This window comes from Paenibacillus taichungensis, from assembly GCF_003287275.1.
Classification (GTDB): Bacteria; Bacillota; Bacilli; order Paenibacillales; family Paenibacillaceae; genus Paenibacillus; species Paenibacillus taichungensis_A.
Window position 1 is genome coordinate 194563 of the sequence record NZ_QEVW01000005.1, and the last position, 19954, is coordinate 214516.

The 19954-nt window shown below is 45.4% G+C and carries 16 protein-coding genes; 2 read left to right on the plus strand and 14 right to left on the minus strand.

Annotated elements, in window-relative coordinates; genetic code table 11:
• Nucleotides 1-105: 105 nt before the first annotated feature.
• Nucleotides 106-1110 (minus strand): aldo/keto reductase, encoded by a 1005-nt coding sequence (locus DC345_RS06050; protein ID WP_113052340.1) that lies wholly within the window; start codon nt 1108-1110, stop codon nt 106-108.
• Between the two features lie 204 nt (nt 1111-1314).
• Here DC345_RS06050 and DC345_RS06055 point away from each other — a divergent pair, with 204 nt between their 5' ends.
• Nucleotides 1315-2160, plus strand: a complete 846-nt coding sequence (locus DC345_RS06055) for an AraC family transcriptional regulator (RefSeq protein ID WP_113052341.1) — start codon at nt 1315-1317, stop codon at nt 2158-2160.
• Between the two features lie 104 nt (nt 2161-2264).
• On the opposite strand, the gene DC345_RS06060 is transcribed toward DC345_RS06055, so the two are convergent.
• The 10 genes from DC345_RS06060 to nagZ form a co-directional block, all read right to left on the minus strand.
• Nucleotides 2265-2663: an Asp23/Gls24 family envelope stress response protein gene (locus DC345_RS06060; protein WP_113052342.1), complete on the minus strand. Its 399-nt coding sequence runs from the start codon at nt 2661-2663 to the stop codon at nt 2265-2267.
• Between the two features lie 33 nt (nt 2664-2696).
• Nucleotides 2697-3776, minus strand: a complete 1080-nt coding sequence (locus DC345_RS06065) for an AI-2E family transporter (RefSeq protein ID WP_076291048.1) — start codon at nt 3774-3776, stop codon at nt 2697-2699.
• A gap of 97 nt (nt 3777-3873) precedes the next feature.
• Nucleotides 3874-5325, minus strand: coding sequence for a sensor histidine kinase (locus DC345_RS06070; protein ID WP_113052343.1), 1452 nt, complete (start codon nt 5323-5325; stop codon nt 3874-3876).
• On the minus strand, nt 5303-6010 hold the full coding sequence (locus tag DC345_RS06075; protein ID WP_113052344.1) for a response regulator transcription factor: 708 nt from the start codon (nt 6008-6010) through the stop codon (nt 5303-5305). Before DC345_RS06075 ends, DC345_RS06070 begins: the two co-directional genes overlap by 23 nt.
• A 217-nt stretch (nt 6011-6227) precedes the next feature.
• The gene (locus tag DC345_RS06080; protein WP_181586533.1) at nt 6228-7655 is read right to left on the minus strand and encodes a 4-hydroxyphenylacetate 3-hydroxylase family protein; all 1428 of its coding nucleotides are present in this window, start codon (nt 7653-7655) and stop codon (nt 6228-6230) included.
• A gap of 500 nt (nt 7656-8155) precedes the next feature.
• On the minus strand, nt 8156-10114 hold the full coding sequence (locus tag DC345_RS06085) for an FtsX-like permease family protein (RefSeq protein WP_113052346.1): 1959 nt from the start codon (nt 10112-10114) through the stop codon (nt 8156-8158).
• Nucleotides 10089-10859 (minus strand): ABC transporter ATP-binding protein, encoded by a 771-nt coding sequence (locus tag DC345_RS06090; RefSeq protein WP_113052347.1) that lies wholly within the window; start codon nt 10857-10859, stop codon nt 10089-10091. Before DC345_RS06090 ends, DC345_RS06085 begins: the two co-directional genes overlap by 26 nt.
• A gap of 278 nt (nt 10860-11137) precedes the next feature.
• On the minus strand, nt 11138-12124 hold the full coding sequence (locus tag DC345_RS06095; RefSeq protein ID WP_113052348.1) for a sensor histidine kinase: 987 nt from the start codon (nt 12122-12124) through the stop codon (nt 11138-11140).
• Nucleotides 12121-12825 (minus strand): response regulator transcription factor, encoded by a 705-nt coding sequence (locus DC345_RS06100; RefSeq protein ID WP_064638808.1) that lies wholly within the window; start codon nt 12823-12825, stop codon nt 12121-12123. Before DC345_RS06100 ends, DC345_RS06095 begins: the two co-directional genes overlap by 4 nt.
• 74 nt (nt 12826-12899) lie before the next feature.
• A complete protein-coding gene (nagZ, locus tag DC345_RS06105; RefSeq protein WP_258530572.1) occupies nt 12900-14240 on the minus strand; it encodes a beta-N-acetylhexosaminidase in 1341 nt (446 codons plus the stop codon).
• 484 nt (nt 14241-14724) lie between these two features.
• Here nagZ and DC345_RS06110 point away from each other — a divergent pair, with 484 nt between their 5' ends.
• Nucleotides 14725-16278, plus strand: a complete 1554-nt coding sequence (locus tag DC345_RS06110; RefSeq protein ID WP_113052349.1) for an acetamidase/formamidase family protein — start codon at nt 14725-14727, stop codon at nt 16276-16278.
• A 71-nt stretch (nt 16279-16349) separates the two neighbouring features.
• Here the strand turns inward: DC345_RS06110 and DC345_RS06115 are convergent, their stop codons facing one another.
• The 3 genes from DC345_RS06115 to DC345_RS06125 form a co-directional block, all read right to left on the minus strand.
• The gene (locus DC345_RS06115) at nt 16350-16796 is read right to left on the minus strand and encodes an Lrp/AsnC family transcriptional regulator (RefSeq protein WP_113052350.1); all 447 of its coding nucleotides are present in this window, start codon (nt 16794-16796) and stop codon (nt 16350-16352) included.
• A gap of 166 nt (nt 16797-16962) precedes the next feature.
• Entirely contained in the window at nt 16963-18066 is a 1104-nt protein-coding gene (locus tag DC345_RS06120) for an NADH:flavin oxidoreductase (protein ID WP_113052351.1), read from the minus strand.
• A 323-nt stretch (nt 18067-18389) separates the two neighbouring features.
• The gene (locus DC345_RS06125) at nt 18390-19703 is read right to left on the minus strand and encodes a hypothetical protein (RefSeq protein WP_113052352.1); all 1314 of its coding nucleotides are present in this window, start codon (nt 19701-19703) and stop codon (nt 18390-18392) included.
• Nucleotides 19704-19954: the final 251 nt, after the last annotated feature.

Here is a 19954-nt window from a genome sequence, read left to right on the forward strand (position 1 = left end):
CAGGAAGACACCTTAGTTATCTCAACATATCTATAACATATAGATTGATTCAATCATTGTAGACATGACGCTGAATCTACATAGTCGTATCTCTTCGTTACAATCTTACCAAGCGTAGTTCCCGATGCCATCCAAGATACTTTCGATTTCATTCAGCTCTTCTGTCGTCAGATCTGGTGCCTGAAGTGCGGCTACGTTTTCTTCGATCTGGGACACACGGCTTGCGCCGATCAGAGCGGAAGTAACTCGGTTACCACGCAAAATCCAGTTTAGCGCCAACTGGGAGATCGTTTGGCCTCTACGTTCGGCAACAGCCTGAAGTGCTTCGAACTTGGCGATCCGTTCGTCCGTATAGGCTTCTTTTCTCAGATTGCCTGTTGGATTGGCGCGCTCTTCCCTGATCTTGTCCACATATTTATTCGTCAACTGTCCGCGGCCAAGCGGACAGAATGCGATCGATCCTACGCCATTCTCATCCAGCACATCCTGCAAACCATCCTCAATCCAGCGATGCAGCATCGAATAGTTTGGCTGGTGAACCAGACAAGGTGTTCCAAGACGACGTAAAATGGTCACAGCTTCCTTCGTCTGTTCGGCATCATAGTTGGACAAGCCTACATACAGAGCCTTACCCTGTCTAACGATATGATCCAGCGCAGTCATCGTTTCTTCGAGCGGTGTCTCCGGATCTGGGCGGTGATGATAGAAAATATCTACGTAATCCAGTCCCATCCGGCTGAGACTTTGGTCCAGACTGGCAATCAGGTTTTTGCGTGAACCCCATTCGCCGTATGGACCGTTCCACATATGATAACCTGCCTTGGTTGAGATGAGCAGTTCGTCGCGGTACGGACGCAGATGTTTTTTGATAATGACACCAAAATTCTCTTCGGCTGATCCTGGAGGTGGTCCATAGTTGTTGGCCAAGTCGAAATGGTTAATCCCCAGATCAAATGCGCGCAGGATCATCTCTTCCTGAATATCCAAGGTGCGGTTTCCACCGAAGTTCTGCCATAAGCCTAGTGCTATTTGCGGCAGTTTAATTCCGGTTTTGCCAGAGCGGGCATACTTCATTTCACTGTATCGTTGTTCACTCGCAGTATAGGGCATGGTTAATCTCTCTTTTCCTGTAAAAGTTATTGAATACCCTTTCATCTTAGACACTTTCCATGTAAAACGATATGGCATTTCACTACAACGATATGGAAAAATGATTGGTATCTTCATCAAATGATATTCATAAAACGATCCCTTTTCACCTTTTATATGTTAAAATGCAAGGTATAACGACCTCATAAACAGGAGTGAATAGCCTTGATTACGTATATGTGCAAAAACAGTCACTTTCAGGAGCTTCAGCTCCTTCATTACGGCACGGAAGCTTGCGCACCCGGTCACCACTTCGGCCCGGCCATGCGGGATTATTACAAAATCCATTACATTTTGGACGGCAAAGGCACCTTCGAAGTCGGAGGAAAAAAGGTTACGCTGCACAAAGGCCAAGGGTTCCTCATCGTGCCCCATTCTGTCGTTCACTATGAAGCAGATCAGAATGATCCGTGGGAGTATAGCTGGGTTGCTTTCCAAGGGAGCACCTGCCCTTCGTTATTACAGCAGGCTTGCCTGTCTGAGCACCATCCGATCTTTGAAATGGGCAATGACGATGACGAGATGCGCTCCTGTCTGCACCGCATGATTAGCTCTCGCAACACCCATAAGGGATGGGAGATCAGCATGACGGGACTGCTCTTTCAGTTTTTCTCCATTTTGATTGATCGAGCCGGTGAGGACAGACCTATTCCGCTCCAGGACTATACAAAAGAAACTTATGTCACTCAGGTAATGGATTTCATTGAGATTAATTATGCCAATACCATCACAGTACAGTCCATTGCTTCTCATGTTGGCTTGCAGCGCAGCTACTTGTGCTCTCTCTTCAAAGACAAGATGGGCACCAGCATTCAGTCTTATCTGGTCAATTACCGCATGCGCAGGGCGGCTGAGCTGACGTTGGACCCGGCTTTGACCATTGGGGATATCTCCCGTTCCGTCGGATATGCCGACCAGCTGCTTTTCTCGAAAATGTTCAAAAAAGTTATGGGCGAAGCCCCTACGTATTATCGCAAACACAAAACAGCACCTTCCCATTTATGCAGCTAATGGGAAAGTGCTGTTTTGTGTTTTTACACAGGATATCACTACCTGCTTACGACTGAATTCCATTCGTTCGTTCTTCTCGTTCTGCTCGTTCTGCTCGTTCTGCTTTAAGCCTGCTCCTGCATGGTCACGCCTACCACTTGAACTTTAATTTCATTCACCATAATGCCTGTTAATTGCTCCACTGCTTGCTGCACATTATGTTGAAGTTCCTGACAGACTTCATGCATCTTTCTGCCAAATTGAACATTGATTCGCAATTGGATAGATGCCTGGTCATCTTTGATCACAACGTCAATCCCTTTTTGCAAGCTCTTTCCGCTGATGCTCTTGGCGATTCCTTCGGTAAGACCAACAGACATGGAGGATATTCCCTCTGTAGTCTGGGCGGCCATGCCAACTATTTTGGAAACTACATCGTTGGAAATATGAATGGCGCCCATTTGAACAGATTGTGGCTCAATATACTCAGGTTCAGTGTATGGTTGTGGGATGATTTCAGACATGATTTCCACTCCTTCTATATCATTTATAAATGTTTAAGCATTCTGCCATTTGTCCTTGAAGAATAGCTGATAGATTCGAACCAAAATAATTTTTACGATCATGTAGACAGGGATGATGATCAGAATGGCAATTATGCCGCCCAGGTCCCCTGCACCCAGCACCAATATAATGGTGGTAAGTGGATGAATGTCGAGTTTTTTGCCGAATACATACGGTGCAACCAGATTATCCTGAATTTGCTGCGCTACCAGAATAATAATGAGTGACCAGATCGCAACCGATGGGGATACCACCAGTCCCATAATGACAATAGGAACGGAGGAAAGGATTGCCCCGATAAACGGAACAAAGTTCATAATTACCGCAATTACGGTTAACAGCAGTGCATACGGGAGACCGATGATCAGGAAACCGATATACATCAGCACACCCAGTGCCAGATTCACGAGAACTCGTCCCACAATAAAACCGCTTAACGCCTGATCGATCTCAAGTACCACGTCACGACTGTCTTTTTGGAAGCGTTTTGGTGCAATGTGCACCAGCTTACGGCCGAATTTCTCTCCCTGCTTCAACATGTAGAACAAAATGATCGGGAAAGTGAACAGAACAATCGCAAAGCTTGAGATAAGTGAGAAGAATCCACTCACATAGTTCGTTACAAAGGTAAAGCCTTTGTTAATGTAATCCGTAATCTGCGAAAACGGGGTCGATCCTTCCGGGAACATAGCCGTAATGACGCCGTTCTGTTCCAGCTCTTTAAGCTGCAAACTCAGTGAATTGATTAAATTTGGTGCGTTTTCTACCAGATTGATCAACTGCTCGCGTAGTGAAGGCCATAACCCTATAATAAACAGGGCGAACAGTATCCCAAACACCAGATAGATTAGCAGAATGCTAAGTGTGCGATTCAGCTTCTTTTTCTCCATGTAATTGACGAGCGGCCGCAGCAGATAATAAAAGAATACGGACAGCATCATCGGCACGGTAATCACCGTAAGCATGGTAACAAGCGGTTGGAAAATAAAGCTGACGCGTGATAACAGATAGATATTAATCAGTATCAGTGCCAGTGCAATACTGAAACGTACAAACGAATTTACTTTGAACAAAAAGTTTCCCCTCCACTTAACCTTTTCTATATGAGCACTTTGCAAATGGTGATCAGAATGACATGTTTATGTCCACCTTATCCTTTATGTCGGTTCTTTATTTCGGAATCTGTATAGTGAACACCGTCGTCTCCCTTCCACGTCGGGAAAGTGTTAATCGTCCACCCATTTTCTCGGTGTTCCGCCGTGCAATGGCCAGTCCAAGCCCGGTACCCCCGGTTCCCGTACGAGCCTCATCCCCGCGTACAAAGGGATCAAAGATGGTTGCCCATAACTCCTGAGGGATACCCACACCGGTATCAGCGACCTCAATAACCACATGATTGTCCAGTGGGATTAACTCCACACGCAGTTCCGTCCCCCGAGGGTTGTAGGACAAGGCGTTTGTAATCAGGTTCTGAATCACTCTGGACAACAGTTCTGGATCATATCTTGCATAGATCTCTTCATCTGGGACTAGCACATGCAAACCAAAATGGTTCTGCTCAATCTCACCATACGTATCGGCCATAATCTCACGTACAAACTCGCCGATTTCCCGCTGTTGGATATGCATACGGAAGTCAGGTGAATCCACTTTGAGCAATTCCAGCATATTCTGAATCATGCGTGCGACCTGAACAGACTTGTTGTAGATATATCCCAGATATCGCTGCTGCCTGTCCTTATCTTCCCCCCGCCCTTCCACCAAAGCCTGGGCGTATCCTTGAATACTCGTGATCGGGGTCTTGAGATCATGTGACAGGTCCACAATCAGTCGCTGCTTGCTCTCTTCGGCATAACGTTTCTCCGCAGATGTATTCTCAATGACGTCAGCCATATAATTGAATGTTTCTCCAATCTGGACAAATTCCCTCTCTGCCGTAATGGACATGCGCGTACTATAATTCCCCTGGATCATCTGGGTAAGACCTAGAGAGAGAATACTTAGCGGCTTTTTGATTCGCCGGGCGACCCAATAGCTGTATACAAATATCAGCAGCAAGACCAACCCGATCCCGATCATAATGTAGAACGATAACGGATGCTTCAAATTGGTAATCAGCTGATTATCATTAATACGTACACTGACCAAGTCACGCGGAATCTTCAGCAAAACGTACTTTGCAGCTCCCTCAGTTGAAAGTGGACTAATGGAGTAGTAATACGGCTGTTCGTTTCGGTTTTCGAGTCCAGCATATAGCTCAGCTTCACTGTATTGAGTGAACGTATCCTGCTTGTCCCCGATATAACGAATGACCCTCCGATCCGCATCCAGCACTTCAATCCATCCTCCGCTATCCTTGAGACGCTGAATCTCGGTATTGTTGGCCTCATTGGAACTACCGGACAACCATCCGTTCTCCAGTTCTGTCACATACACATGTGCCTCCACATTCAGATCAGGATCAACCACCTGATCCGAAATGCGGAAATCGACCACATCCAGATTAATGATAATGTACACAATGGCTACCAGTAACAACAAAAAGAAGTTAAACAGCAAAAAGTCCAGTGTCAGGGACGTTTGCAATAGTCTCTTTTCTCTAGCTTTCCATGGGCGCTTCAATTTTGTATCCCAGTCCCCTTATCGTTTTTAAATATTCCGGTTGTCTGGAGTCGCTCTCGATCTTCTCCCGAATGTTACTGATATGTACCATTATCGTGCTGTCCTCGTGAGCGTAATAATCTCCCCAGACGGCTTCGTATATTTTTTTACGGGTGAAGACACGGCCTGGCTGCTCAAGCAGAAGCTCCACGATTTTGTACTCTGTAGAGGTCAATGTCACAGGTTTACCCGAACGAAAAAGGATACATTGGGATCGATCAAGCCTGAGCTCACCCAGCACAAGATTCAGCTCTTTGGCAGCAGGCATGTCAGGTGCATCAAATTGATTGACTCTTCTGAGCAAAGCTTCCACTCTGGCGACAATTTCCAAAGGATTGAAAGGTTTGGAGATATAGTCGTCGGCACCCAATCCGAGTCCAAGGATTTTGTCATGATCCTGGCTCTTGGCCGACAAGAAAAGAACAGGCATATGATGTGTGGACCTGATTTGTTTGATCAACTGGAGTCCATCCATCACGGGCATCATAATATCCAGTATGACCAGATCAATCTGAGTTGAACGGATACACTCTAGCGCTTCTACTCCATTAACGGCCGTCACAATGTTGTAGTCCTTCTCGAGGTATAGCTGAAGCAGTTCCACAATTTCAGGTTCGTCGTCTGCAATTAATAGTGTGTATCTCATGTGAATCCTCTCATTCCTGTTTCAATAAATTCAGTTTTCATTCGAATTCGTATCCGTACATTCCGTTTATTGTTCATATGTCTATACGTTACTACTATATACTACGTCTCTTAAATCAATCTAAACCATTTCTAAAGATAACCTAAATAAAAAGCCCGGGCATCAGGCCAGAGCTTCAAATATAAAGCTAAAATAAGTAAAGTTTCAGTACCATTCATCACTTGCTACGTAACCAGGGTTCAACCCGATCATATAATCGGTCCTTATCATATTGCACATACTGACTCGCCTGATTGCGTACAGGGTCACCGGCATAGAAACGTTCATACAGATCATGTCTGGCTCCCAGCGGACTTCCTGTCAGTTCCCAGGCGAGCTGGAATAACCGAATCTTCTCCGGTGCCTGCATCGTTACGCCTCCAAGATACTTGTTCATCATGGAGCTGATACTCCCATCGAGCTCCAGCTTCCCGGAAGGGATCTGAATAAGGCCACCTGCGGCTATAGTCTTCAAAATCTCAACAGCGCGCGGGTAATAACGGTTCCCCAGATTACGGGCTGTTTCGATATACTTGAATCCTGGTAGCCAGTTACCATGAACATCCGGCGCAGCTTGTGCCTCGGATGCGATGATGAGTCCTTCAATCGTATGCATCTGGCTAATCATCTCCCCAAGCTGTTCCTGTACGTTTAGGAAGGAGTCGACTCCAATCTCCTTGGCAATGGAAGACGTGATGGCTGTAATGAATTCCAGCTTCGAATGGAGCCGAATAATGCTCTGATGGTAAGCCAGACTGGAGGATGCCACGTTGCAGCGAATCTGCCATACCGCTTCCGGATTGTTGTGCAACAGTACACGTTCCCAAGGTACAAATACGTCGTCAAAAAATAATACAGCATCCATCTCATCATAGTGACTACTGAGCGGATGAGCGGTATCTGAATCTGATGTTGCAAAAGATTCTCTACATACCATATGTAATCCTGGACTTCCTGCTGCCACAATAACCATATGCGCCAATTCCGGGCGATGTCCAGGAATTCGCTGAATCGGATATGCAATGATATCGTCCGCATATGGAGCAGCAGTCGCCACCATCTTCGCACCACGAAGGACAACGCCCTCTGTATTGGTACGAATGATTCTGAGCATTGCATCTTCATCTTCCCCAACAGGCAGAGCGCGGTTAATCTGCGGGTCACGCTGGACAATGGTCAGGAAGGCATCTTTACGTTTTGCCTCATCATAATAGGCAGCGATTTTAACTCCATATGCCGGGTCATATACAGCCATCGCATCCCGTGTGGCGTACCATCCGGTCAGGCGGGATCGGGCGTAATCCGAGAGACGGCTCATTACCCCGTAGGTGCGATCAGACCACAATCGAAAGGCTGCCGCCCTGCTGCTGATCTCCTGAGCATTACGGGGTACTCGAAAAGCCTGATGTACATATCCATTCGTCTGCTCATCCCAATAAGCCACTGTTTCTCTCGTGTCCGCCCCTTCTACCAGATTAAACAGACTTTCAATCGTTTGTAAGGTTCCCCGGAAGGCAGAATGCTCTGTTACGCGAATACGTTCTCCATCCAGCCATACATTCCGTTCGTCGTTCAGCCGTTGCAGATAAGCTTGTCCACGGGACATCGTTATGCTCAATGTAATCCTCCTTCTCCGTTAGAAAGGCTAGAAAACTCAATGGTGATAATGTTTTTAGTCATTTCAAGACTCAGTTACACTGAAATGATACATATTGTATCTATTAAAATAGTACTTTGCTTTGGTGGAAAAAGTCAACGGGGCTATGACAGAAGGGCTTCTCATTTCGGCAGGTTTGGCTGCATGGCTGATTCTTTTAGGGTAATACACCAAACTTGCCAGACGCTAACGAACCCTCCGCACCTTAAAAGGCGGATTCTGAAGGCATGCCACTTTTAACGAACTTCAGTGACGTTATTCGATGCAAAACGCTCGTCAGAGCCTAAAAAGCGACGTAACTAATTAAATAACGTCACTAGGATTCGTTACAATTCAGAACGGTATAAATGAGAGCGAATAAGGTGTTTCCGGTTCGTTAGTTCAAAATAACACGAAAAAGAGGCTGTCCGATAAGTCTTAATCATGACTTATCGGACAACCTCTTTATATTAGATTAATTTGGCATACATATGACGCAGATAGCGCCAGCGTACCAGCAGGAAAAATAGAATCTGCATGGATGCAAATACGAGGAAAATGCGCAAAGTATAACCCATGACGGAGAAATCAACCAACTGCTGCAATGCGACAAATGCAACGGAGCTATGGATTATGGCTAATGCTATTGGAAGGAAAAACATCAATACCAGCTGTCTGGTTACAATGCTGCGAAGCTCCGGTCGACTCAGTCCCATCTTACCAATCATGCGATACTGCTCTTCATCCCGTTCCAGATCTGCATATAACCGGAAGTAGGTAAAGCTTGCAGCAAAGGTGAAAAAGACAATGCCAATCAATCCACTTAGAATTAGGATAATACCATTGGTTTGTTTGGAATTAAGCCAATCCAGCACGAGAGCGCTGATCTCAAAGTAGCCCTGACCATCTGAGTCATTTTGAATGGATTCGATCAGATCAGGAGCAAACTTCCGCGTTCCCATCCAATCTGTCACAACAAATTGAGTTTTTTTATCGAAATAAAAATTTTCATCCGCTTGGATTTCATTCTTAAATTCCTTATTCATTTTATCGTACAGCTCATTGGAAACCACATACACTTCCCTTGTATATTCAACTGGGATGACGATCTCGGTCTCAGGAGTTGTTAGACGTATCTTTTTATTTGTTTCTCCAACCCTTATATCGATATTTTTCTGAGTTGAACCCTGCCCGACCAATGCACGTAACGTCTTGCGACTTGTAAGATTACCCGGAGTCATAAACGAGTCGTTGACGTTCTCCAAAGTTCGCTCTTTGTAACCAAGTGCCTTGGCAAGATGATTATACTCACTTAGTTTGATAATATAGTTGCCCTCGCCATCAAATAGCGGAATATAACTTCCTTTCTGATACGGAACTTCATTATCAATTAAAGTCTCTTCGATCTTCCTGATCTGGCGTTCTGCACTGGAGGTCTCCCATGAATTCTGGTAAGTAAACGCATATGGATTTGTCATGGATGATAATCCCGGATCAGCGATCGCAAGCATCGTACCAATGCCCGTAAAGGCAGAAGCCGAGATCACACTTACCATAAAAAACATGACAGCATTATCTTTCATTCGATAGGTAAGTTCGGAAAGAAACAGCAAATTCGTTTTGCGGAAAAACAAACGCTTATTGCCTTTGAGCGCACGAATGGCATACACACTAAGTTGGGTGAATAACAGATATGTGCCTGCAATAACCAAAACAACACTACCAAGCAGCAAAGGGAAAGAGTATGTGATCCATACAAAAGCAAATACACCCGCATATCCACCCCCAATGAGTATGACGGAGAGAAGTGCTAAAAGACGAGAAGCCTTTGGCTCGGGTTTTGGTTTTTCCTCTGATTTTACAAGGTCAATCAATGACCCTTTTCGCATCAGCAGCGATGAGCTCAGCGCAATCACAACAAACAACAGCAGAAATGCTCCGACAGAAAGTGCGATTGCTTTTAATGGGAAATAGAATCGGAGACTTTCTTCCACAGCGAGCATGGAACCGCAGATCAACAGGATCAGCTTGGCAAAAATCATTCCTAATCCAACGCCCGCCACAATGGCGGCGAGTCCAATACACATATTCTCCATAAATAATAGTCGGTTCATCTGTTTACGAGTCATGCCGATGATTTGAAATATGCCGAATTCTTTTTTACGTGTCTTTAGAAATGAACCTACGGAATAGAGCAGAAACAAAAACGAAAAGATGAAAATAATAATCTCTGCAATTAGAAACCCTTGATTCGCAAGCATGGTCACTGTATTACTTGAACCTTTCAGTCCATCCTTCAGATCCGGGTGAAACAAGAGCAATGCATACGTAAAAAAGATCATGACGGAAAACGTACTGCTCAGAAAATGGGCCAAGTAAATTCGTTTGTTCCGAACAACGTTATTAATGGCGAACTGGCGAAAATTCATGTCCTGAGCCTCCCATCAGGGATAATACGTTGATGATTCGTTGATAGAACGTCGATCGGTTATCTCCATAATGAATTTCGTTGTACAGTCGTCCATCCTTAATAAATACAACCCTGCTGCAATAACTTGCCGCAACAGCGTCATGCGTGACCAACAGCATGGTGGCCCGATCTTCCTGGTTGCGACGTTCCAGCATCTCCATTACATCACGTGCTGCCTTCGAATCGAGATTTCCTGTAGGCTCATCGGCCAGCACCAGCTTGGGAGAATGGATCAGGGCTCGTGCGATTGCAGTCCGCTGGGCCTGACCTCCGGAGATTTCATACGTGCGTTTGTTCAGAAGAGATGCGATGCCCAGCTTCTCTGCGAGTCGATCAACACGTTCATTCATCTCCTCAACCGGTACTCCATCCAGCGTAAGCGGCAGGACAATGTTTTCTTTTACCGTGAGTGTGTTGAGCAGGTTAAACGACTGAAATACAAACCCCAGCTCTCGGCGTCTGAACAGAGCCAGTTCATCGTGATTCAGTTCAAATGGGTTCTTACCTGCAATCTGCAATTCCCCTGAAGTAGGGTGGTCAATAGTTGAAATCATGTTCAGCAACGTTGTTTTGCCGCTGCCGGATGGACCCATGATGCCAACGAATTCACCCTCCTGAATACTGAGATCAATTCCTGATAAGGCTTCGTATGACACGATCCCTTTATAAATTTTGCTAATCTGTTTCACTGAACATATCTCCATAGGTTAATGGCTCCTTTTAGATTTTCGAATTTGAATTAAACCAAGTTGAACTGAACTTCATCGCAATTCGAGGTCGTTCTCTACGTTCTGACTTCAGTCTATCGAAGTTTCGACCATTCTCCTATGGATTAACCTTTCATCTTCATGACATTCTTGTAAGGTTATATAGGTCTCGCTGTCCAACAATCATCCTCTACTATGTAGAAAACGAGAAAGACGCCGATCCCTGTCAGGGCACCAGACGTCTTCTCATTTCATTCCGCTTATGAATTTTATATTTAGATTTCAAATGTAATGGTTACAGTGGTTCCTTCTCCCTGAACGGATGTAAGGTCAATTCGATGGTTCATTCGTGTCAGGACATCCTTAACAATATATAGCCCCATACCCGTAGATTCTTTAAAGTGACGCCCATTCTCTCCGGTGAAAAAAGGCTGGTACACTCGTTTGAGATCCGACTTGGGAATACCCACTCCCTGATCTTTCACTTCAAGAATAATGGATCGTGTGGATTCATGGGCCTGGATGGTTACCTTTTGCCCGTTTCCCCCGGAAGAGTACTTGATGGCATTGGATAACAGCTGTACGAGGACAAACCGAATCCACTTCGCATCTGATTGGACCATTAACGCAGAATCAATTTTCATCTCGGGATACACGTGATTGCGAATGAAGAACCGTTTCAGCTCATGGATGGCTTCTTCCCCAGCCGCCTTGAGGGATACTGGCTCCACACTGAAATCTTGTTCAAATGTCTCCAGCCGCGCCATGTACAGCACGGTTTCCAGCCCTCGTCTCATCTGGTCTGCTTCCTCTCGAATGCTGATGAAACGGGGATCCTCATCCTCCTGATCCTCAACCGTAAGTTCAATGACCGACAAAGGTGTCTTCATCTGATGAACCCATTGATTCATAAAAGTCAGGTATTCCTGTTGACGCTGTTCCAGACGATGCAGATGCGCATGATAATGACTGTACTGTGAGTCCAGCAATTCTGACAATGCCTGCGGCAAGGGCGCGGGCTCATTCAATGGAACAAATTCTTTCAGATCATTCATTCGATGTGACATCCGGGAATAGAACATGCGATGGGACAGATACCGATAAATGAGATAGGCTGCGTATAGGACTAGCCCCAGAGATACCGCATACGTGGCCGTTAACCAGTGGTCATAGCCGTCGTACCAGAAGACCGCAACCACGGTGAGCAGCACAACGATCACCCAACAAGTCAGTAGAATATGTTCTTTGATAAACAACTTCATGAGGGTGACGATGCCTTCCAATTACTGTTGAGTCGATAACCTGAACCTCGCACTGTCTCCAGCGCATCTGTAATTCCCAGCTCAGTCAATCGTTTACGCACGCGGGTCACATTCACGCTAAGTGTATTATCATCCACAAAGGAATCGTCCCACAGTTTTTCCAAGATGGTTTCACGGCTAACCAGTTTTGGACTGCGACGCAGCAACGTCTCCAGCAGGATGGTTTCTTTCTTGGTCAGCTGTATCTTGCGGTCGCCGAGCTCCATCTCCAATCTTTCCAGATAAACAGTTAGTCCATCCAATTCCACCTTGCGTTCTTCATGACGCGCAGCGTAATCGCCATACACCCGGCGCAGCTGACTTCGAATTTTGGCCATGACAATCTCATGCTCAAACGGCTTCGTAATATAATCGTCCGCACCGTTCTCAAGCGCCATGACCTGATCCATTTTGCCACTCCGGGCGGAGATGAAAATAATCGGACATGTGGAGATGGAACGAATTTGGCGACACCAATAGAAGCCATCGTAACTCGGCAAGTTGATATCCAGCAGCACGACATGCGGCTTCATTTGTTCAAACTGCTGAACGACCTGCTCAAAATCCTCAACCGCAACGGCCCTGTCACCATATCGCTCGATATGGGATTGAAGTAGGCCCGCAATCTTCGGATCATCTTCAATAATCATTATCGTATACATAAAAAGGATCTCACCTCTAACCTGTCATAATGGAATATGCAATTCTCTTTCCAAAATCATAACACAGGTGGGTACTATCGGGCATCGACCTGCTTGCGCCAATCCACAATGTCAGCGTTCAGCTGCTTCAAATCTCCAGACGGCTGCTCCTCATCGGACAAGTTATACTTCTGTTTCAAAGCCAGAATTCGATATACACTTTCATTAATTCGAGATTCTGAAATCTTCCCGGACTTCACCGCACTCTTCAGCGTATCAAAAATAGTCTTGGCACTCTCATAACTGTGAGCTACCAGCAGAATATCGCTCCCTGCCTGAACCGTCGCTACGGCAGCATCGTTCAGCTTATAATTTTTGGCGATTGCGCCCATGCTCAGATCATCTGTGATGACCACACCGTCATATTTGAATTTGCCACGCAACTGCTGACCAATAATGACGTCCGACAAGGAGGCCGGATGATTGGGATCAAGCTTCGGAAACAGAATATGGGCTACCATAACCGCTTCCACCTGTTCCTTCACCGCTGCCTCAAACGGAATCCACTCCAGCTGGGCAAGTTGCTTTTCTGTTTTGTTCACGACAGGCAGATCCAAGTGGGAGTCCACTGACGTGTCGCCATGACCGGGAAAATGCTTCACCACAGGAATAATCCCTTCGCTGCGCAGCCCCTTCATCTCGGCTATACCCATTTGCGATACCAGACTGGCTGAACTTCCAAATGAACGATCCCCAATCACCGGGTTATTCGGGTTACTGTTTACATCCAGCACCGGTGCAAAATCGACGTTAAAGCCTACCAGCTCAATTTGTCTTGCCAACAATTTGCCCATCGTTTCAGCCAAATCTGCATCCTTCGTCTTGCCCACTTTCCCATTGGAAGGTATGGTCACTACCGTTTCCGGCATTCGACTAACTTTGCCACCTTCCTGATCCACACTCATGAAAATAGGAACCGGATTGGAACGATTGGCATCCTTAATGGATTGTACGAACTTTGCTGTTCCTGGCACAGTCGAGAAATTATTTGCATAGAAAATAATCCCTCCCACCTTCTGATTCGTGATCATCTGTTTCGCTTGAGCATCCAAAGTGGTTCCCTGAACACCCGCGAGAATCATTTGTCCAATCTTCTCATCCAGAGACAGTTGATTAAGCTGTTCTTCTACCGGATCCTTCTCTTCCTTCGGAGGTACTGTATTCTGTTGATCATCCTGATTATTATCCTGATCGTTTGCACCTGTGTTTGAGTTCGCATTGGTTTCCGTTCCGGCATTATGGTTATTTGGCTCTGACGAGGAAGGCTTCTGGGACTGTCCACATGCAGATAAGAGCAGCACTATTCCGCATAGCAGGAACAACATTTGAAGCGTGTTTATGTGTTTATGTTTTAACTTGCGATTATCAATATACAAGGATGGTCATCCTCCTTAAACGTTGTTGTCATTCAGGCTGAATGTGGTTCAGGCATAACCTTATCATAAGGTGCATCATTTTCAAAATGGAGATGGGTCGAGTACAAATTCTTAAGTAGTAGCCTGAATGACGCAAAAAAAAAATCCCCTTTTGGGATTAAAGTGTGGTACTTCATGGTGTTATTCCTTGGGCGTGTGTGATTGGAGGGGATGAGAAAAAGTGTATGCGGTGCGAAAAATGTTTTCTATTGTGAATTTTTCATATATTGAAATTATTATTATAGGAAGACCAAAAACAGCTAATGTTTATCAAGCATTTCAATTTGGATATCTAATAATTTTAAGAATATTGAACAAATAGCTTTAGAAAAATATAAAAAATAAAATAAAAACTTTATATTGTTAACCTAAAATACATCTGTTATACTTTGACTCATATCATGTTAAGTAAAATGACATTATATCGAATGGGAGTGATTGTCTAATGAATAACCGGTTTAAATGGAAGGTTTCCTCTGCGTTATCTGCTGTATTATTAGTGATTCCAGCTTCTTATGTTGCAAATGCTGACACGAATCAATTCAAAAACGTTCCGAAGACACATTATCTTGAAGCAAAATCGGAAAACGTACGCTGGGGCAATATCGGAAAAGGTGATCCTGTACTTACGGTTAATTCGGGGGATATCGTCACGGTGGAAGCTGTTACGCATCACTCCGGCGATGATTATGAACGCATGATCAAAGGCGATGCCGGCGCAGAAGATATTTTCCATTGGAGCGAAACGAAAAAAAACGAGGCAGATCGTGGACCTGGCGTACATATCATGACGGGACCGATTGCAGTCGAGGGTGCTGAACCTGGCGATGTACTTGAAGTGAAGATTTTAGACATGAAGCTGCGCCCTAGCGGAAACGGGGAATATGCCGGTAAAACCTTTGGTTCGAATGTAGCCGCAAACTGGGGCCTTTTATATGGTGAGATGGAAGAAACGCCGAATACACGTGAGGTTGTTACGATATATGAAATGGAGACAAAAGGTGGCAATGATTACGCCAAGGCACTGTACAGTTATCGCTGGACACCGCAGACCGATCCGAGCGGCACTGTTCATCCAACCATAGATTATCCGGGTGTTATCGTTGATCACTCGACGGTGGAAGAGAACCATGATGTGCTAAAAGGCATTCACGTTCCTGTCCGGCTGCATTTTGGCACAATGAGCGTGGCTCCCAAAGAAGCTGATGTTGTCGATTCCGTTCCACCATCGTATTATGGCGGGAATATCGACGATTGGCGCGTAACTGAAGGGGCAACGATGTATTATCCGGTATCAGTACCTGGAGCACTGCTTTCTGTGGGTGATCCGCACGCAGGTCAAGGTGATTCCGAATTGAACGGAACGGCGATTGAAACATCCGTGACCGGGGATATCCAGCTCATTCTGCATAAAAAAGCGGCGCTGGACAACAAGTTGAAGGCGCTCAACTTCCCACTTCTTGAGAATGAAAACGAATGGGTTGTTCATGGCTTCAGCTACGCGAACCATTTGGCCGAACTGGGTGAGAATGCACAGACAGAAATTTTCAAGCAGTCCTCCCTGGATAAAGCGATGAAGGACGCAGCGAACAAAACGAAGTCTTTTCTGATGAGAGGCATGGATTTAACTGAAGATGAAGCATATTCACTGATGTCCGTTTCAACGGATTTCGGAATTACGCAGGTTGTTGACGGTAACTGGGGCATTCATGGCATCATCAACAAAAAAATCTTCGGGGAAAAAGAACAGAAGCGCACACTGCTGCGCACCAGTTTTGAACAATTCGGGGCAGACATCGGATGGGAGCCCGCAACAAAAATGATCACCATTCAATATAACGGCAATACGCTCTCGGCCAAAATCGGTGCCACAACGGCTACGTTTAATGAGGAAACGATCAAATTGACGGCGCCTATTCAATTGAACGATCAGAAGTCGGCAGAAGTCAGCGATTATTTCGTAACCTTCTACCGGGCAAAACTGTCCAAGACGGAATAGCCACTCTCTCCTGTTTTTGCAAAGGAATTAAACAAGCACCGTTGGTCTTCGGGCCTGACGGTTCTTGTTCGTTAAATATTCAATCCATCCTGGTTTTTGTGACGCTTCAACAAAATCTGGTTTTCCACCCGAACCAGCCCTTCCAGAGAGTAAATCGATTCGTTCATGAAGCACTCCATTTCCTCGATGCTCTCCACAAGAATGTGGGTGTGCAGGACGCAAGCCCCCGTCATTTCATAAAGCACTGCCACCCGCTCGTTTTCTTTCAGCGCCGCCACAATCTTGTCCAAATGTTTGGGTTCAACCTCCAGCTCAAGATAAGCAGAAATTTTTTTCCCAAGCTTCTCGGCACTGATTACAATCGAAAATTGCTCAATAATCCCTTGATTTACAAGACGTTCAATGCGTTCCTTAACTGCTACCCCTGAAAGACCGACCTCTTTGGCCAGATCAGTGTACGAGATTCTGCTGTTCTGGGCCAAGCGCCGCAAAATATGGCTATCAATCGTATCCAGCACGTCATTCACCCCTCTATGTACTACATATTGTAACAGAAAAACAGTGTCACAGAAAAACAGGCAACCCCTAATGACCTGCTTACCTGATCATACGAAAAGCCGCCTTTCGGCGGCATCAGGTTTGTTTTCAGTTTTCGTTGTTTTGGCACTTACCCTAAAGCTTCTCTTAATAGAGTGTTTTCAGCACTTCTGTTGTAAAAGGGACAATGTCGGACTCGCGTCCTTCACGAACTTTGTTTGGCCATTCCGGATCACTCAGCAGTACACGCCCCAACGCGATCAAGTCGAATTCATTATTCTCCATTTTCTCGTTCAACAGATCCAGATGAGCGTCACCGGTTCCCTGGTTTTCGTTCGCTCTGTCCACGAATTCCGCTTCGAGTCCTACTGATCCAACAGAGATCGCCGGTTTGCCACTTATTTTCTGTGTCCAGCCTGCAAGATTCAGCTCTGAGCCATCGAATTCCGGCAGCCAGAATCGACGTGTCGAGCAGTGGAAAATATCTACGCCTGCAGCTGTCAGTGGTGCAAGGAATTGCTCCAGTTGTTCTGGTGTTTTCACCAGCCGTGCGTCGTAGTTCCCCATTTTCCATTGGGAGAAACGAAGTACGATCGGGAAGTCAGGACCTACTGCAGCGCGGCATGCTTCAATAACTTCAACAGCAAAACGCGTACGCTGTGTCAGATCGCCTCCGTATTTATCCGTACGACGATTGGTGTGCTCCCAGAAGAATTGATCAATCAGGTAGCCATGAGCCCCGTGAAGCTCAATACCATCGAAACCGATGCGCTGCGCATCTGCTGCCGCTTGGGCAAACGACTGGATAAGGCCCTTGATCTCGTCTTCTGACAATGGTTCTCTCTCAGGTTCACCTGCCATACTTATTCCCGAAGGGCCTACCGGCTGAGCTTCTGCATTAGGCAGGTCGCCTGAACGGCGGGCTGTACCCACATGCCACAACTGTGGCATGATTTTGCCACCTGCCTCATGGACTGCTTTGACTACATTCGCCCAACCCTGCAATGATTCTTCGCCATGGAACAGCGGAATGCTCGCGCCACTAATGGATGAAGGATGGTTAATACCCGTTCCTTCCGTAATAATCAGCCCTACACCTCCGGCCGCTCTGCGACGATAGTATTCCACGACCTCTGGTCCGGGTACTCCTTCGGGCGAAAATCCACGAGTCATGGGTGCCATGACGATCCGGTTGGACAGGGTAAGCTTGTCCGAGGTAAATGGTTTAAACAAAGCTGACGGTACATTCATTGTGTATTGCTCCTCTACGATAAAGTTGGAAGAAAACAGGTATACTCCATTGCACATGCTCATGTATCTCTACCACAGAAGTTATTCAGTGAGTTGGTTAACAAATATCACCTTTCTATTTTATAGTTTCTGATTTTTATTTTCAAATTTCCGATCAAAGAGGCATTACAATCTCTTGAACACAAAAATAGGGCAAGCTCGATGTAGCTTCATCTAAGAAGTTCTACGATCTCGTCCTGCCCTGTACAATTAACCTAAACAGCTCTCTCTGTAACCAAAAATGTGGATGAAGCATAGTATATAATCCATAATCTTCCTTTCGATTAATTAGAATTAACAGGGATGTCATTGCGATTAACTCTCAGTAGTTTGCCTGATGAAGTCGATAGAACATCGGGGTCTGTGCCTAGTCCAAAGTAGAAATCACCTTCGTGTTCTTCAAAAGACTTGGCGTACGTGTCCTGGTTAAAACGGAGAATTTCATTCCATGTGTTCAGATCTGTGGATTGATATACCCGGTTTATATAGAGATTCGCACTTTTGCGAGTGTAGGTAAGCACATAAACCTTCCCTTCCCGAAGCAGCAGATCCGTAGGAAGAGCCTGAGTATCTGGCAAAATGACGCGTGTTGCCTGATTAATGTCGGTCATGACATTCAAGGATTTGGGTAACAGTTGCCCGTCATTGAATACCCCTCCGACAATATAAAGCAGCTTATTGTTGAAATTAATGTTTTTCCCTATTTTATTATACGGGACGGTGCCCGTTTGATAGGATAATCCCGGGAGCATTTTGCTACCATAGATGACGACGTCTTTCTTTTCGAGCTTCTCATTAATCTCTAATATATTGGTTTTATCTCCCCAAATATTATTGGCAGGATACATCATTCCTGATGCATATAATTTGCCTTTGATCTCAAATAGCGTATATGCCCTGAAGCCAAACGTATTGATAGTGGCGAATTTTTGCCAACTTTCTCCTTGATCATGAGAGATTAATACAGTAGGTTTCTGCTCGGTACCCAGCGCCGCAAACAGTTTACCCTGATAGGACGCCAAATCGTATACGTGTACACCTAGCGGCAGATTACGATACTTTGTCCACACATCTCCGTCTAACCGGTAGAAGTTTCCCATATCCCACTGCTCACCATCCGAATCATTTCCGGGAATATACAATTTGTCGTTCAGCACTTTATAAATGTCTATCTGTTCCTCATCTACGAATAATTTGGTCGAAGGAACGATGCTCGGATTGTTATTGGTGACGGCCTGGGTTATAAATTTGGGATTGGCTGTATCGTAATAAATGACTGGAATTGGGCCCGCATTAGGTGAAACACCTAAATTACTGCTGTTGCCGTGACCCATATATATTTTTCCTCTGTACAATTGCAAATCCCAGACATTGTTGGCATACGGTGCTTTCTTAAAAGGTTTTCCAAGCAACTCGATCTTGGACGTCACATCGGCCGATGCGATGGGTGCATTGGACACCTTGGCAAGTGCCCGTTCGGTAGTCGGCTGCTGTTCAGTGGAAACATTGTTTTTGGGTTTTGAACTGCCCATAAGCAGCCAGCCCATGCCTGCAACAACCGTCAAAATCACGGCTGCCCACTTCGTATTCCTCTGCATGTCCGCTTCCTCCTTCATTATTATGAAATAACACCTTTACATCAAAATGATACAAATTGTATCTTTTTATATTATGTAAAATGAAACGTACTTGCAACAAATTCCGCCCGCTTTGTGCAAAAAAAATAGACAATCGCATCCGAAGATGCGTTGTCTATTTGTCATTCATTCGTTGCGGCTGCCTACCGCTGGACATCAGCTCAAGTTGAACTTCAACCTAGTGACTGCTGCCATTCGTTGACTTCCACTCT

Bases quoted from the DNA above. Each gene is read 5' to 3' on its own strand.
- DC345_RS06110 (WP_113052349.1), top strand. From the start codon at position 14,725: ATGAATAACCGGTTTAAATGGAAGGTTTCCTCTGCGTTATCTGCTGTA.
- DC345_RS06120 (WP_113052351.1), bottom strand. From the start codon at position 18,066: ATGAATGTACCGTCAGCTTTGTTTAAACCATTTACCTCGGACAAGCTT.
- DC345_RS06085 (WP_113052346.1), bottom strand. From the start codon at position 10,114: ATGAATTTTCGCCAGTTCGCCATTAATAACGTTGTTCGGAACAAACGA.
- DC345_RS06050 (WP_113052340.1), bottom strand. From the start codon at position 1,110: ATGCCCTATACTGCGAGTGAACAACGATACAGTGAAATGAAGTATGCC.
- DC345_RS06125 (WP_113052352.1), bottom strand. From the start codon at position 19,703: ATGCAGAGGAATACGAAGTGGGCAGCCGTGATTTTGACGGTTGTTGCA.
- DC345_RS06075 (WP_113052344.1), bottom strand. From the start codon at position 6,010: ATGAGATACACACTATTAATTGCAGACGACGAACCTGAAATTGTGGAA.
- DC345_RS06080 (WP_181586533.1), bottom strand. From the start codon at position 7,655: ATGTCCCGTGGACAAGCTTATCTGCAACGGCTGAACGACGAACGGAAT.
- DC345_RS06060 (WP_113052342.1), bottom strand. From the start codon at position 2,663: ATGTCTGAAATCATCCCACAACCATACACTGAACCTGAGTATATTGAG.
- DC345_RS06100 (WP_064638808.1), bottom strand. From the start codon at position 12,825: ATGTATACGATAATGATTATTGAAGATGATCCGAAGATTGCGGGCCTA.
- DC345_RS06095 (WP_113052348.1), bottom strand. From the start codon at position 12,124: ATGAAGTTGTTTATCAAAGAACATATTCTACTGACTTGTTGGGTGATC.
- DC345_RS06090 (WP_113052347.1), bottom strand. From the start codon at position 10,859: ATGGAGATATGTTCAGTGAAACAGATTAGCAAAATTTATAAAGGGATC.